The sequence below is a fragment of the Sciscionella sediminilitoris genome (assembly GCF_000737195.2).
Classification (GTDB): domain Bacteria; phylum Actinomycetota; class Actinomycetes; order Mycobacteriales; family Pseudonocardiaceae; genus Sciscionella; species Sciscionella sediminilitoris.
In genome coordinates this window covers 1-14,683 of the sequence record NZ_JALM01000073.1, presented here as the reverse complement: position 1 = coordinate 14,683, position 14,683 = coordinate 1, and the positions used below count along the sequence as shown (strand labels likewise).

The 14,683-nt window shown below is 70.1% G+C and carries 14 protein-coding genes and 1 pseudogene; 7 read left to right on the top strand and 8 right to left on the bottom strand.

Annotated elements, in window-relative coordinates; genetic code table 11:
• Window positions 1–2: 2 nt before the first annotated feature.
• The 4 genes from AD72_RS25165 to AD72_RS25150 form a co-directional block, all read right to left on the bottom strand.
• On the bottom strand, window positions 3–656 hold the full coding sequence (locus AD72_RS25165; protein ID WP_031469054.1) for a response regulator transcription factor: 654 nt from the start codon (window positions 654–656) through the stop codon (window positions 3–5).
• Window positions 653–1,813, bottom strand: coding sequence for a sensor histidine kinase (locus AD72_RS25160; RefSeq protein ID WP_051898993.1), 1,161 nt, complete (start codon window positions 1,811–1,813; stop codon window positions 653–655). The genes AD72_RS25165 and AD72_RS25160 overlap by 4 nt, the downstream gene beginning before the upstream one ends.
• Window positions 1,814–1,883: 70 nt before the next feature.
• Window positions 1,884–2,525, bottom strand: coding sequence for a response regulator (locus AD72_RS25155; RefSeq protein ID WP_031469052.1), 642 nt, complete (start codon window positions 2,523–2,525; stop codon window positions 1,884–1,886).
• Entirely contained in the window at window positions 2,522–3,682 is a 1,161-nt protein-coding gene (locus AD72_RS25150; protein ID WP_051898992.1) for a sensor histidine kinase, read from the bottom strand. Before AD72_RS25150 ends, AD72_RS25155 begins: the two co-directional genes overlap by 4 nt.
• Window positions 3,683–3,791: 109 nt before the next feature.
• Here AD72_RS25150 and AD72_RS25145 point away from each other — a divergent pair, with 109 nt between their 5' ends.
• Together AD72_RS25145 and AD72_RS25140 are read left to right on the top strand one after the other, a co-directional pair.
• Window positions 3,792–4,370, top strand: coding sequence for a hypothetical protein (locus tag AD72_RS25145; protein ID WP_031469050.1), 579 nt, complete (start codon window positions 3,792–3,794; stop codon window positions 4,368–4,370).
• 40 nt (window positions 4,371–4,410) lie between these two features.
• On the top strand, window positions 4,411–5,250 hold the full coding sequence (locus AD72_RS25140; RefSeq protein WP_031469049.1) for an SDR family NAD(P)-dependent oxidoreductase: 840 nt from the start codon (window positions 4,411–4,413) through the stop codon (window positions 5,248–5,250).
• Between the two features lie 200 nt (window positions 5,251–5,450).
• On the opposite strand, the gene AD72_RS25135 is transcribed toward AD72_RS25140, so the two are convergent.
• A complete protein-coding gene (locus AD72_RS25135) occupies window positions 5,451–5,957 on the bottom strand; it encodes a DUF2127 domain-containing protein (RefSeq protein ID WP_031469048.1) in 507 nt (168 codons plus the stop codon).
• Between the two features lie 345 nt (window positions 5,958–6,302).
• On the opposite strand from AD72_RS25135, the gene AD72_RS25130 reads away from it, so the two are divergent.
• Together AD72_RS25130 and AD72_RS35970 are read left to right on the top strand one after the other, a co-directional pair.
• Window positions 6,303–7,466: a lactate 2-monooxygenase gene (locus AD72_RS25130; RefSeq protein ID WP_031469047.1), complete on the top strand. Its 1,164-nt coding sequence runs from the start codon at window positions 6,303–6,305 to the stop codon at window positions 7,464–7,466.
• Window positions 7,467–7,519: 53 nt separating this feature from the next.
• Entirely contained in the window at window positions 7,520–8,089 is a 570-nt protein-coding gene (locus tag AD72_RS35970; protein WP_156365370.1) for a TetR/AcrR family transcriptional regulator, read from the top strand.
• Window positions 8,090–8,110: 21 nt separating this feature from the next.
• On the opposite strand, the pseudogene AD72_RS37725 reads toward AD72_RS35970, so the two are convergent.
• The 3 genes and pseudogenes from AD72_RS37725 to AD72_RS25115 all read right to left on the bottom strand — a co-directional run.
• A pseudogene (locus AD72_RS37725) lies at window positions 8,111–9,121 on the bottom strand (MFS transporter); the annotation flags it as partial.
• 97 nt (window positions 9,122–9,218) lie between these two features.
• The gene (locus AD72_RS25120) at window positions 9,219–9,995 is read right to left on the bottom strand and encodes a class I SAM-dependent methyltransferase (RefSeq protein ID WP_031469045.1); all 777 of its coding nucleotides are present in this window, start codon (window positions 9,993–9,995) and stop codon (window positions 9,219–9,221) included.
• A 57-nt stretch (window positions 9,996–10,052) separates the two neighbouring features.
• Window positions 10,053–11,687, bottom strand: a complete 1,635-nt coding sequence (locus tag AD72_RS25115; RefSeq protein WP_031469044.1) for a bifunctional 3'-5' exonuclease/DNA polymerase — start codon at window positions 11,685–11,687, stop codon at window positions 10,053–10,055.
• A 137-nt stretch (window positions 11,688–11,824) separates the two neighbouring features.
• On the opposite strand from AD72_RS25115, the gene AD72_RS25110 reads away from it, so the two are divergent.
• The 3 genes from AD72_RS25110 (at window position 11,825) to AD72_RS25100 (ending at window position 14,636) form a co-directional block, all read left to right on the top strand.
• Window positions 11,825–13,462, top strand: a complete 1,638-nt coding sequence (locus tag AD72_RS25110; RefSeq protein WP_031469043.1) for an acyl-CoA synthetase — start codon at window positions 11,825–11,827, stop codon at window positions 13,460–13,462.
• Between the two features lie 71 nt (window positions 13,463–13,533).
• A complete protein-coding gene (locus AD72_RS35965; protein WP_082469152.1) occupies window positions 13,534–14,070 on the top strand; it encodes an RNA polymerase sigma factor in 537 nt (178 codons plus the stop codon).
• A gap of 8 nt (window positions 14,071–14,078) precedes the next feature.
• The gene (locus tag AD72_RS25100; protein WP_156365369.1) at window positions 14,079–14,636 is read left to right on the top strand and encodes a hypothetical protein; all 558 of its coding nucleotides are present in this window, start codon (window positions 14,079–14,081) and stop codon (window positions 14,634–14,636) included.
• Window positions 14,637–14,683: the final 47 nt, after the last annotated feature.

Sequence of the window (14,683 nt, the reverse complement as noted above, 5' to 3'; positions counted from 1 at the left end):
CGCTAAGAACCACCGATCCCGACGCGGAAGGCATAGCGCACCGCCTCGGCGCGGGTGCGCACGCCGATCTTCGCGAACAGGTTGTTGATGTGCGTCTTCACCGTCGTCTCCCCGATGACCAGGCGTGCGGCGATGTCCGCGTTCGACAGGCCGTCGGCGATCAGGCCCAGTACCTCGGCCTCCCGCCCGGTCAGCCCCACGGGTTTGCCGGAGTTCTCCGGATTCGGCTGGCTCGCCGTACCGGACCAGGCCGCGAGCAAGCGGTCCGAGACGGCACGGTCGAAGGTGGCGTGTCCGGCTGCCGCCGAGCGCACCGCGGCCGCGATCTCCTCCCGTCCGGCGTCCTTGGTCAGATAGCCGCGCGCCCCGGCGCCGAGCGCCTCGCTGATCGACTCGTCATCGGCGTAGGTGGTCAGCACGAGCACCGCGGTCCCGGACCGGCGCGCCAGGATCTGCCGGGTCGCCTCGGCCCCGCCGAGCACCGGCATGCGCAGGTCCATCAGCACCACATCGGGCCGGTGTTCCGCGACGAACTCGACGGCGGCCTTCCCGTCCGCGGCCTCGCCAACGACCTCGATATCGGCGCACATCCCGAGCAGCGCGACCAGCCCCTCCCGCATGAGGTGCTGGTCGTCCACCACGAGCACGCTGATCACGGCTGCTCTCCCCGCTGATCCGGAACGCTGACCCGCACCGTCCATCCCGTCCCTTCCGCACCGTCCGCCGGACCCGCTTCGAGGCTGCCCCCGGCGAGGGCGAGCCGTTCGGCCATCCCGGTGAGCCCGTGCCCGCCGCCCGCCGCACCGACGGGTCCGCCCGCTCCGCTGTCGTGCACCGTGAGGCCGACCGTGTCCGTATCGAAGGCCAAGCGTACGGCCACCGGGGCGCCCGGAGCGTGCTTGGCGGCGTTGGTCAGCGCCTCCCGGGCGGCGCGCAACAGGGCGACGGTGACCGCGGCATCGAGCGGGCGCGGTGTCCCGGTGCAGGTGAAATCGGTCTCGGTCTGGTGATCCCGCCCGTGCGCCGCGGTGATCTCGGTCAGCGCCTCGGCGAGCGGGGGGACCTCACCGCGCAGCGCGGCCACCGCGGACCGGGCCTCGGTGAGCCCTTCGGCGGCGAGCCTGCGGGCCCGGGACACCCGCGCGGTGATCGCCTGCTGATCCCCGCCCTCGGTCAGCATGGCCTCGGCGACCTCGAGCTGCACGCCGAGCGCACCGAGCGAATGGGCGAGCACATCGTGCAGTTCGCGGGCGATCCGGGTGCGCTCGTCCAGTGCCGCGGCCCGGGCCTGCTCGGCCTGGGTGCGCCTGGTCTGTTCGAGCAGTTCCCTGGTGGCCATGGCCTGGGCGCGGTACTGGCGCAGGCCGAACCCCACGATGCCGAGTATGACCACGGTGAGCACGTGGTCGAACTGCAGCTCGCCGAACACCGCTTCACTGCCCGCGACGAGCGCGCCGGCCAGGAACGGCACGGCGAGGGCCACCGAGAAGCGCAGTGTGGGCAGCGAGGTCATCCTGGCGATGAACACCGCGACGAACAGCATCGCGGTCACATCCACGGCGAACCCGTCCACCACCGCGTTGACCAGGCTGCCGAGCGCGAGCGGGATCCAGGTGCGCGGGGATTCGTGGAAATCGAGCACCAGATAGACCGGCCAGAGCGCGACCGTGCAGCCGTAGACCGCCCACAGCCAGGGCTCGGTCTCCTGGGTCGCGGCGAGGTTAGCGATCACGATCACCGTGCCGAGCGCGTGGATGGCCACCCAGCTGAACACCGAGAGCCGCGGGGGTTCGGTCTGCTGAACCTCGGTCACAGGCCCTCCTCGCTGACGCTCGTCGGACCTGTGAGCGTCACTGTGTCTGATGGTGACCTCGCAAGCTCGGTCACAGGCCCGCCTCCCGTGCCCGGATCGCGGCCTGCACCCGGGAGCTGAGCCCGAGCTTGGTGAGCAGGCTGGACACGTGCGTTTTCACCGTGGCCTGGGCGACGTAGAGCTCGCGGGAGATCTGCGCGTTCGAGTAGCCCTTGCCGAGGCAGGAGAGCACATCCCGCTCCCGTTCGGTGAGCGCGTCCAGCCAGTCCGGGGTCTCCGGTGGCCCGCTCGCGGCGAACGCGCCGAGCAGCCGTTTGGTGATGGCGGGCTCGATGATCGCCTCCCCGGCGGCCACGGTACGCACCGCTTCGGCGAGCCGGGGCCCGTCCACGGATTTGAGCAGGAAGCCGCTCGCCCCGGCCCGCAGCGCCCCGTAGACGTAGGAGTCCAGGTCGAAGGTGGTCAGCATGAGTACCGCGGCATGTCCCTCGGCGAGGATCCGCGCGGTCGCCGCTATCCCGTCCAGCCCGGGCATCCGCACATCCATGAGCACCACATCGGGGCGCAGCCGCCCGGCGAGCTCCACCGCGGCGTTCCCGTCCCCCGCCTCGCCCACGACCTCGATCCCTTCCGCGGCACCGAGCATCAGCGCGAGGCCGGAACGGATCGCGGCGTGGTCGTCGGCCAGCAGCACCCTGATCATCGCGCTCATACTCCCAGTACGGCGCCGGTGAGCGGTAATTCGGCATGCACCAGCCACTGGTCACCGGACATCCCGATCCGCGTCGTGCCGCCCACATCCGAGGCGCGCTCGCGCATATTGGTCACCCCCATGCCGGTGCCCGGACGGCCACCGCTCGCGGTCAGGGCATTGCGCACCTCGAGCTCCAGCCGGTCCCCGTGCGCCCGCACCCGCAGGCGCACCTCGGCACCGGGAGCGTGCCGGGTGACGTTGGCCAGCGCCTCGGACAGGATGCGGTACCCGGCGAGGTCCACGGCCGCGGGAACGGCGGGAATGTCCAGTTCGGCGTGCACGCGGGAACCACTCGCGCGCACCGATTCGAGCAGTGGGGCCAGTTCGGCCAGTCCGCGCGGCGCCTGCCGGGAATCGGTCCCGCCCTCGGTTCCCGCGCGCAGCAGCCCGATCATCGCGCGCATCTCCTCGAGCGCGGTCAGGCTCTCGCCCCGGATCGCGGTCAGCGCCTCGTGCCGCGCCTGTGGTTCGGGCACCAGCAGCGCCGCTTCGGAGCGCACCGCGATCGCCGAGAGGTGCGCGGCGATCACATCGTGCAGATCGCGCGCCATCCTGGCCCGTTCCCCGTCCACCGCCGCCCGCCGGTCCAGTACCGCGCGTTCCCGTTCGGCGATGGCGATCTCGGCCTGGGAGCGCACGTTCAGCGCCCACCACATCGGCACCAGCGCGATCGCGAACACCTGGAGCCCGATCGGGAACAACAGCCGCCAGTTCCCTTGCAGCACCGCGAACAGCACACTCACCGCGATCCCGGCGAGCAGCACGACCGCGATCGCGATCCGGGAGGTCCGCCGCGAGGTGTAGAGCACCACGCTGAAGACCACATCGCCGACCACGAACACCATCGGCAGCGTCGGCCCGAGCAGCCCGTCGGCGAGTACACACGCCAGCGCGACCCCGATCGCGGCGAACGTGGACCACGAGCGCAGCAGCTGGGCCGCGCAGGCGACGCCGAACAACAGCACCCGCGACCAGTACGGCCCCTGGAGCGGGATCCCGGTGGTCGAGGCGACCCCGGCGAGATAGAACCCGATCCCGAGCGCGAAGGTCGTGAGGGCGGCAAGGAGGTCCCGGCGCACGGGAGTCGCGAACACCTCACGGAACCTGGTCAGCACGTCCCTATGACACCACAATGCCCGGGTACACCAGCTCCGTCGAAAGACTGAGGCGGGTCGCGACCGATGGCCGAGGTACCGGCGGGCCAGGACCGGCAGGCTGGTGCCCATGGGGAAGATTCTCGGGTTCTTCGGCGCCAATCCGGTGGCCGCGGTGATGCTCGGCGCGGAGACCGCGTTCTGGGTGCTGATCGCGCTGGGGCTGGTCTTCCGGTACCCGCTGCGGATGCGGCGCACCGGTGCCGGGCTGCTGCTGGGTGTGCCGATCGTGGACCTGGTGCTGCTCGTGGCGATCGGCTTCGACCTCTCCGGCGGGGCCAGCGCGACCGTCTGGCATGCGCTCGGCACCGCGTACCTCGGGTTCAGCATCGCGTTCGGGCATTCCATGGTGCGCTGGGCGGACGGCTGGTTCGCCTACCGGTTCGCCCGCGGACCGCGGCCGGTGAAGCCACCGCGCTACGGCGAGCCGGGGCGTGCGGCGAAGGAATGGCGCGAGTTCGGCAAATACGCGCTCGCCGTGGCGATCACCGCGGCGGCCATGGCGGCGCTGACCTTCGGGGTGAGTTCGCTCGCGGCCACCTCGGCGCTGTGGCAGGGGGTCATGCCGAAGCTGCTCATGGTGGGCCTGATCTGGTTCCTGGTCGGCCCGGTGTGGGCGAGCCTGAGCCGCGCGAAAGTCACCGTCTGAGCGCTTGCGCATCTAACTTACTAACAGTAGGTTCTGCTTCATGCGGAACGTGAATGGCAAGGTCGCCGTGATCACCGGGGCCGGTTCGGGAATCGGTGCCGCCCTCGCCCGTCAGCTCGCCGCCGCGAACGCCCGGCTGGCGATCTCGGATGTCAACGCCGATGGGCTCGCCGAGACCGCCGCGGCCTGCGAGCGCGCGGGCGCCCAGGTGCGCTCCTATGCCCTGGATGTGGCCGACCGGTCCGCGGTGCTCGAGCACGCCGATGCGGTGCGGGCCGATTTCGGCGCGGTGAACCTGGTGGTGAACAACGCGGGGGTGGCACTCGTCGGCGCACTCGAGGAGACCTCCTTCGAGGACCTGGACTGGATCCTGGGCATCAATTTCCACGGGGTCATCAACGGGAGCAAGGCGTTTCTGCCGCACCTCATCGAGTCCGGGGACGGGCACCTGGTCAATATCTCGAGCGTGTTCGGGCTGATCGGGGTTCCGACACAGAGCGCGTACTGTGCCGCCAAATTCGGGGTGCGCGGGTTCACCGAAAGCCTCCGCCAGGAAATGCGCATCGCGAAACATCCGGTCGGGGTCACCTGTGTGCACCCCGGCGGTATCCGCACCAACATCGCCCGCAGTGCCCGCCAGGCGGACGGTTACCGGCCCGCGGTCGGCCAGGACATGGGTGCGGCGTTCGACCGGATCGCGCGCACCACCCCGGACGCGGCGGCACGGCGCATTCTCGGTGCGGTGCGCAAGAATTCGGCGCGAGTGCTGATCGGGTTCGACGCGGTCGCGATCGACGGAATGCCGCGCGCCCTCGGTTCGCGGTATCAGCAGCTGGTCACGAGCGCGGTGCGGCTCGGCCTCCGGCGGCCTGGCCGCTGAGGGTGCGGCCGACGGTCCTCTGCCGTCGCGAGCGGGAGCCGGATCGGCGGTGCCCCTGCGGGACACCCGCGCCCGAGATCAGCAAGGCGGACGACAGCGCAGCGGCGCTGCGACGTCGAAAACCCGGCGAGAGGAAGACAACGCCGCGAGGCGCCGATATGGCATGCGGAGGCACTTCGCCGACGTTGCGGCGCAGCAGGCTATGGGATCGTCAGCCGTGCCCTGGTACTCAGCTGGGTCGCCAGCACCACGACGATGGCCGCGTCCACCGCGACGATCGCCATCAGCAGCGGACTGCCGTGCGCCGACCACAATGCCTCGAACACGGTAAGGAAACCGAAGACGAGCACCGCGGCCAGGTTCGCGAACCTCGCCCGCAGCAACACGAGCAGCGCGAGCACCAGCTTCACCGCCGCGACCGCGAACAGCCCGATGACCAGCCACATGTGCCCATCGGGGCGGACCCGTTCGCTCGCCGTCGCGATGTGGGCGGCGAACCGCCCGCCGGGGTCGCCCACCATGTCCCTGGTGACCAGGGTGTTCGGCGCGCCGGAGAGCACACTGCCCGGGATCAGCACGATCAGCGTGGCGAAGGCGAGCTGCACGAACGCGTCCAGGGCCTTCACCACAGCGGCCGGACCGACCAGGTGCAGGGCGCGCACCCGGGCCCCCAGAAGCGCCGTAACGCTGAGTGCCCGGTTGTGCATGATCCTCACCAAGGTCGACAAGTGCTCGCCTACGTACCGCTCGCCTCGCTGCGCGCTTGTTCGCAGGGTGCCTCACCTGCGAAGAATCCCAAAGTCCCGGCGTCATTACGCTGACCGTTTTGCACCGGACCGGGCGGATAAGCCGGGAAAATCCACCCCATTTGGAGTATACGACTCCAAGCGCGCTACTCACCGTAGTAGTCGATCTCGGCCACACAGTGATCGGTACTCGCCGGAGTAGCACAACAATTTCGGATGTTGCTCATCCGGCGGCCTGTTAAAACATGATCTTGTTTGGCACGCTTATTACGCGGGGGGTGCGGGCGCACACAGGGAGAAATCACGATGACAGCGGGGCACGGGAGTTATCAGAGCGAAATTTACGCGGCGGGGCTCGCCGATCAGGTTCCTCCGTTCACCACGAATGGTGCCGACCTGGAATCCAGTGCACGGGAAATCATGCCGAAAGAGGCCTTCGGCTATGTGGCGGGCGCGGCCGGAGCGGGCAAGACAGCCGAGGCGAATCGGGCGGCATTCGACAACTGGCGCATCGTGCCCCGCATGCTGCGGGACGCGACCGCGCGGCAGACGGCCACCGAGGTGCTCGGCACGATGATGCCCGCCCCGGTACTGCTCGCCCCGATCGGCGTGCAGTCCATCCTGCATCCGGAAGGGGAACTCGCCACCGCGCGTGCGGCGGCGGACCTGGGTGTGCCGATGGTGATGTCCACCGCGTCCTCGTACTCCATCGAGGATGTCGCCGAGGCCAACGGAGACGGATCACGCTGGTTCCAGCTCTACTGGCCGAACGATCCCGACGTGTGCGTGAGCATCCTGCAGCGCGCCGAGAAAGCCGATTTCACCACGCTCGTGGTCACCCTGGACACCTGGCAACTCGGCTGGCGGCCGAGCGACCTCGATTCGGCGTATCTGCCTTTCCTGCGCGGGATCGGCACCGAGGTCTACTTCTCCGATCCGGTGTTCCGCGCGGGACTGTCCGCGAGCCCCGAGGAAGATCTCGGCTCGGCGGTCGCACGCTGGCTGCCGATGTTCACCGGAACCGACCGGAATTGGGAGAATCTCCCGTTTCTGCGCGAACATTGGGGCGGACCCATTGTGCTCAAAGGGATCCAGCACATCGATGATGCGCGCCGGGCCGTCGAGGCCGGGATGGACGGGATCGTCGTGTCCAACCACGGCGGCCGCCAGGTGGATGGTGCGATCGCCTCGCTCGACGCACTGCCCGATATCGCCGAGGCCGTCGGGGACCGGATCGAGATCCTGTTCGACTCCGGGATCCGCACTGGAGCGGACGCCATCAAGGCACTGTCGCTCGGGGCGCGCGCCGTGCTGCTCGGCCGTCCCTACGCCTACGGGCTCGCACACGCCGGACAGGCCGGGGTGCGGCACGTGCTGCGTGGTTTCCTCGCCGAACTGGATCTGACGCTGAGCCTTTCCGGGAACCGGGAACTCGCCGACCTCGGCAGGCACACCCTCAGCCGGGCATGAGGCCGGGAATGCGGGCCGAGCGCGCGGCGGCGCCCGGGACCTAAACTGGGCGCATGGGCACGCAGGCGAACTCGGGACGGCAACGGCTGCTCGAGGCCGCGCACCGGCTGTTCTACGCGCACGGGGTGCACGGGGTCGGCATCGATACGGTGATCGAGGAGGCCGGGGTCGCCAAGATGACCCTCTACCGCAATTTCGGCTCGAAGGACGAATTGGTCGCCGCCTATCTCGCCGAACGCGATGAGTACTGGCGCGATCGCTGGCGGGCACGCACATCCCAAGCGGACCGCCGGGAGCGGGTGCGCGGATTCTTCGACGTGCTCGTGGAATGGGCGGCGGAGAAGGATTTCCGCGGCTGCGCCTTCGTGAACGCGCACGGGGAACACGATCAAGGCCCGGCAACGCTCGCCGCGATCACCGCGCACAAGGAATGGGTCCGCGCGCACCTGCGCGGGATCACCGGGGACGACGCACTCGCCGAACAGCTATTCGCCCTGATGGAGGGCGCCGCGGTGATCACCTCGATCACCGGAGGGAGCAGCACGGTGCACCAGGCCAGGATCGCCGCCCTGACCCTGCTCGACGCGCAACCCGAACGCGAGCACCAGTCCGCCGGCGGCTGAGGCGGTCAGCAGGTACCCGGCGAACGGGTAGGAACCGGTGGCCTGTACCAGAAATCCGGTCGCGGCCGGTCCGAGCGAGGCGCCGATTCCCACCGCCGTGTAGATCAGGCCGAGCCGGTTGGGCAGTTCGCGCGCCCCGTAGAGCTCGGCGAGCACCACCGGGGTGAGCGCGATGTAGCCGCCGTAGCCGAAGCCGAACACCGCGGCGAACACGAGCAGCTGCGGATACCCCTGCGCGCTCGCCCAGATCGGCAGGCTCAGCGCGACACACCCGTAGCAGCCGAGATACAGGGTCATGGTGCGCAATCGCGCCGAGGCGAGCCCGAGCAGCAGCCGCCCGGCGATGCTGGTCGCGCCGATCACCGAGACGAGCACGGCCGCCCGCACCGGGGAGAGCCCCAGCCGCATCGCCGCGGGCGAGAGGTGCACGTAGGGCACGTAGAGCGCGCAGTTGAGCAGCAGCGCGGAGACGTAGAGCCTGCCGAATCCGTTCGCCCGCCCGCGTCCGCGCACGGTTGCGGCCGGTTCGGGTGGCGGGGCGAGCAGCAGCAGGATCAGCAGCAGCGCCACGATCGCGACCACCGCGCAGATGCGGAACGCCGTGCGCCAGCCCGATTCGGCGACCAGCAGCGCGATCAGCGGCGGACCGGCGACCGTGCCGAGCCCGATCCCGCAGAACGCGATCCCGGTCGCCACCGAGCGGTAGCGGGCGAACCAGCGGCCGAGTGCACCGATCACCGGGACGTACATCGCCCCGATGCCGAGGCCGACACCGAGCCCGTAGCCCGCATAGGCCTGCCAGGGCGCGGTGGCGAACAGGCCGAGGGCGAACACCAGTGCCCCGGCCCCGAACACCACGCGGAGCCCGAACCGTTCGGCCAGCGGTGCGGTGACCACGCCGAGGCAGAAGAACAGCAGCGAGGTCAGCGAGAACAGCACCGAGGCCGCGCCCGTGCCGACCCCGAAGGCATGCGCCATCGGGGTGAGGAACTGCCCATAGCTGTACGCGATGCCGAACAGCACGAACAGCATCAGGGTGGCACCGGTGAGGACGGCCCAGGCGCGCCCGCGATCGAGTTGCTGCACCCGTCCAGAATGAGACAGACCTGTCTCCCCCGTCAATGGATGGTCAGTCCGTGGGCTTGGCCGCCCGTAGCGAGTAGACCTGGGGCACCGGCTGGCTGCCCGGCAGCCGGAAGTGACCGTGGCTGTGCTCGTGCAGGAACTCCAGGCGCAGCCCCGCAGCGGCGAGGGCGCTGACCACATCGCCGATGCCGTGCCGCCACTCGACGGTCACGGTGGCCTCGGTCTTCGCCGCCGGATCGGCGTAGCTGCCCGGCTCGTCCACCACGATGGGCGCGCGGTGGAAGTAGTCCTCCTCGACGGTTCGCCCGTCCTCGCCGAGGATGTCGGCATAGGGATGGAGCTCGAGCAGGTAGAGGAACCCGCCGGGGTTCAGCAGCTCGGCGACCGTGTGCGCCCACCGGGGAATGTCCGGAAGCCAGCACAGCGAGCCGAAACTGCTGTACACGATGTCGAACCGGTGCCCGTCGAGCGCCCGCCCCGCCGCGTACAGCTCGGCGGCCACGAACCGGGCATCGACCCCGATTTCGGCGGCGAGTTCACCGGCCACCCGCACGGCGGGCGCGGAGAAATCGAGACCGGTCACCACGGCCTCCCTGCGGGCCCAGGAAAGCGTGTCCAGCCCGATATGGCACTGCAGGTGCAACAGGGTCTTCCCGCGTACCGGACCGACCTCCGCGGGCTCGAACTCCTGTAGCGTGTCCCGGCCCGCGAGGAACCCGGGAAGGTCGTAGTACGTGCCCGAGACATGGATCGGGACCCGCTCGTCCCAGTTGGCACGGTTGACCGCGCGCCAGTCCCCGGCAGCCGAATTCGTGGTCATGGGGCCGAGGCTAGGGCCGGCGTCGAATCGTTTTCCGTACTCACCTGACGGCACCGCTCATTTGGCGTCGGCGTAGCAGTCCACCACGTTCGCCGGGAGCGGGAAGCGCACCTTCGTCTCGCCGAACACGAGGCGGCGGGCCTGTTCGGCGGCCCGCTCCACCAGTTCCGCGCAACGCGGCGCGTCCTGTGCTCGGCAGTGCACGATGATCTCGTCGTGCACGAAGAAGACCAGTTCGGCATCGGGCAGTTCGTCGAGCAGGTCGAGGCGCAGGGTGGCGAGCACGGTCAGCGCCCAGTCCGAAGCGCTGGACTGCACCACGAAGTTGCGGGTGAACCGGCCCCAGTCGCGCGCCGCGCGCAACGAGTCCAGTCCCGCCTCGCCCATCAGCGCCGCGGGCGGGGGCGAGGTCCGCCCCAGCACCGAGCGCACACTGCGGCCGTGTTCCCCGTGCCGCGCGGCCCGCTCGACGTACCCGATCGCCTCGGGGAACCGCTTGCGCAGCACGGCGAGCAGCGCGGCCGCATTGCCCGCGGTGCCGCCGTACATCGCGGAGAGCATGGCGATCTTGGCGTCGTGGCGCTGCCCGGAGAACGCGTCCTCGGCCAGGCTTTCGTACATATCGCCCGCGGTGGCCACCTCGGCGAGCCGGGCATCCTCGGAAAGCGCGGCGAGCACCCGCGGTTCCAGCTGGGCGGCATCGGCCACGACCAGCCGCCAACCCGGATCCGCGCGCACACAGGTGCGCAGCAGCTTCGGCAGCTGCAGCGCGGCACCGCCCCGGCTCGCCCAGCGCCCGGAGACCACCCCGCCGACGACGAACTCGGGACAGAACCGGCCCTCGTGCACCCATTCGTCCAGCCAGAACCAGCCGTGCGCGGCGTAGAGCCGGGACAGCTCCTTGTACCGGAGCAGCGGGGCGACCGCGGGATGCTCGATCTCGCGCAGCACGGCGGCCTTGGTGGAGGGCAGGTCGATCCCGGCGCGGGCGAAGGCGCGCTGCACGCTGCCGGGATGCTCCGGATTGACCGGTTTGCCGCCGAAGGCCTCACTGACCTCGGTGGCCAGGTCGGCGAGCACCTTCGGGCGGGCCCCGTTCGCCGGTCGCGGGCCGAACATCCCGGTGAGCAGTTCGGCGTGCACATCGGCGCGGTACGGCAGGCCGTTCGCCCGCATCTCGGCGGCCGCGAGGGCACCGGCCGACTCCGCGGCGACCAGCATCCGCAGCCGGGGCGCCCAGGCGCTGTCCTCGATGCGGCGCAACTGGTCGGCGAGCACCTCCGCGCAGGCGCGCGCGGGACTCGCCCCACCGGGCAACGGATCCGGTTCGGTCTCGAACAGCACCGGCTGCGCCGAGGGGCGCCGGGCACGCGCCTGCTCCTCCGGAACGGGTAACCCGGCAAGGCGAGCGTAGGCGGCGGCGAGCGTGGCCGGTTCGCCGTAGCGCCCCTCGAAGGACAGCAGGATCGACTCCACGAGGGCGAGGTCGTGACAGCGCCGCACCCGCACCCCGGCCGCGAGCAGGCTCGCGTATTCCTGTTCAGCGAACACCCAGCGCGGATGCTCGGCGCGTTCGATCGCGGTCACCGCGGCGACCAGATCCGGCACCGTCCGTGCCTCGAGGACGGCGCCCGATTCGGTGCAGCGCAGGACATCCCAGCCGTTCTCCGCGGCACCGGCGATCACATACACGGACCCATTATCTCCGGCACGTCCGACAGGTGAGCAGGCGCACATACCGTCGTTCAGGAATGTTTCTGGGTTACGGTGCGCCCGCTTGTCGGGTACGTTGCGAAATCAGCATCGACATCGTGGTCTTGGGAGGTGCCGTGGCTTCACTGCTCGGGAAGGTCCCCACGCTCGCCGGACGGATTCCCACCGTCGCGCGCGGGGTGGATGTGCTGCGCAAGGCGGGGCTGTTCAACCCGCTCCGGCTGGACGACGCACTGCGTTCCACCGTGACCATGCGCCGCTGGGGCCCGGTCACCGGTGCCGTGCGGGTCGCCGCGGGACACAATCCGGACGGGCTCGCCATCGTGGACGAGCGCACCGAGCACACCTTCGCCGAACTGGACCGCGAGTCGAACGCGCTGGCCAGGGCCTGGCGCGAGGCCGGGGTGCGGCAGGGAAGCACCATCGGCATCGTCTGCCGGGACCACTACGGGATGGTGCTGGCCATGGTCGCCGCCGGGAAGACCGGCGCGAAAGCCCTGCTGGGCAACACCGGCTTCTCCAAACCACAGCTGCACGACGTCGCCGAGCGCGAGGGCGTCACCATCGCCGTGTACGACGAGGAGTTCAGCGAGCTCATGTCCGCACTGCCGGACGGGGTCACCCGCTACCTCGCCTGGGTGGACGAGCCGGACGCGGAACACGAGGTGCCCACCCTCGCCGAGACCGTGGCCGCGAGCAGTGACGCCGAGGTCCCGGTACCGGACAAGGCGGGCGGCATCGTGCTGCTCACCTCGGGCACCACCGGAACCCCCAAGGGCGCCCAGCGCGAGGTCCGGTCCCCGCTCGCAGCGGCCGAGTTCCTGGACCGCATTCCGCTGCGCTCCGGGGAGACCACGCTCATCTGCGCGCCGATCTTCCACGGCACCGGGCTCTCCCAGTTCCTGATCACCCTGGCACTGGGCTCCACGACCGTGCTGCGCAGGCGGTTCGATCCGGAGGCCGCGCTCAACTCCATCCAGCGCTACCGGGCCAGCGCGCTCGTCGTGGTGCCGACCATGCTGCAGCGCATCCTCGACCTCGGTGAGCAGACCCTCGCCCGCTACGACACCTCCTCGCTGCGCATCGTGTTCACCGCGGGCTCCGCGCTCTCCCCCGAGCTCGGCAACCGCGCGACCGAAGTGTTCGGGCAGGTCATCCACAACCTCTACGGCTCCACCGAGGTCGCCGTGGCCAGCGTGGCCACCCCCGAGGACTGGCGCAGGGCACCGGGCACCGTCGGCCGCTGCCCCGTCGGCTGCGAGGTGCGCCTCTACGACACCGCGGGCAACCGGGTCACCGCGCCCAACAAACAGGGCAGGGTGTTCGTGCGCAGCGGGATCGCGTTCAGCGGCTACACCGGCGGCGGGAGCAAGGAAGAAATCGACGGGCTGCTCTCCTCCGGGGACGTCGGGCACTTCGACGCCGACGGGCTGCTGTTCATCGACGGCCGTGACGACGACATGATCGTCTCCGGTGGCGAGAACGTGTACCCCATCGAGATCGAGAACCTGCTCGTCGAGCACGCGCAAGTTTCCGATGCCGCCGTGATCGGAGTCCCGGACGACGAGTTCGGGCAGCGCCTCAAGGCCTTCGTGGTCACCGAGCCGGGCGCGAAGGTGGACGCCGAGGAGATCAAGGCCTACGTCAAGGCCAACCTGGCGCGGTACAAGGTGCCCCGGGATGTCACCTTCATCGAGGAGCTGCCGCGCAATCCGACGGGCAAGGTCCTGCGCAACAAACTCGCGCAGTCCTAGCCACCACACGACCCGCTGAATCGCCGTTCGTTCGGCGGACTCGAGCCCGCCTGTGATGTACACGACTACGTATGCAGAACCGTCGGCGGCTTCGTGACGTCTTGCCGGATGTGAGCAGGGCCCGGGCAAGGATCGAAACGGCAGACGAGGCCGAGCTCGTGCGCCTGGTCGCGCGGGGTGATCAGGGTGCGTTCGAGGTGCTGTACCGCAGGACCGCGCCCTGGCTGACGGTACGGCTGCGGCGGCGCTGTGCCGATGAGCAGATCGTCGCCGAGGTGCTGCAGGAGACCTTCGTCGCGGTGTGGCGGGCCGCCGGGAGCTTCGCCGGAGCCGCGGTCGAGGGCAGTGCGGTCGGCTGGTTGTGGACCATCGCGGCGCGCAGGCTGGTCGACGCGTTCCGGCGGCGTGCGCGCCAGCCGGTCCTGGCCGCCGCGCCCGCGCTCGGCGATCTCGCCCCGAAGGTCGCCACCATCGGGGAATCGGCTCGTTCCGGCTTGTTCGCCTTACCGGCCGGGGAACAAACACGCCGGGTCGCCGCCCTTCGGCAGGCCGGGCTGACCTGTCAGGGAAATCAGCTGGATATCCTCACTCGCGGCACTGCCGGATGAGATGGCTGGTGTTGTACGCACGCAGCCGCCGGTTCGTGATGTCCGTACTCGTGCTGCTGCTCGGCGCGCTAGTGCTGTACTGCGGCGCCAACTGGTGGTGGGACGGCCGGCTCTCCCTGCGGCCGCTTGCGGTACTCATGACGCTGGGGGCCGCATCGGCCGCCACCGGCTTGGTGGGGCCCGACCCGGGATTGGACCGCACCGCCGCACTGTCCTGGCCGCACCGACGGGCAGCGCATCTACTCGGGCTCGCCGGGCTCGTCCTCGCGGTTTCGCTGGGGTTGAGCCACGTTCTCGTCCCAGCCGTCCCGGGCCAGGTGATCATCCGGGACACGCTGGGGCTGACGGGGTTACTCGGGCTCGGCGCGACGCTGTTCGGCGGCCCGCTCAGCTGGTGCTTGCCCTTCGCCGCACTGATGCTGGCCTACGTGCCCGGCCTGCAACAGGTCCCTATCGCCGGATGGCTCGTGCAGCCGTGGGATCACCCATCGGCGATCGTGACCGCGGCCGCGGCGATGGTCCTCGGCATTGTCGGCTATTCGGTGTTCGGCGTCCGTGGATCCTGATTCTCCTGGTCGGCGGCAAACTTCGGAAATTTCCGGAAATCGAGAAC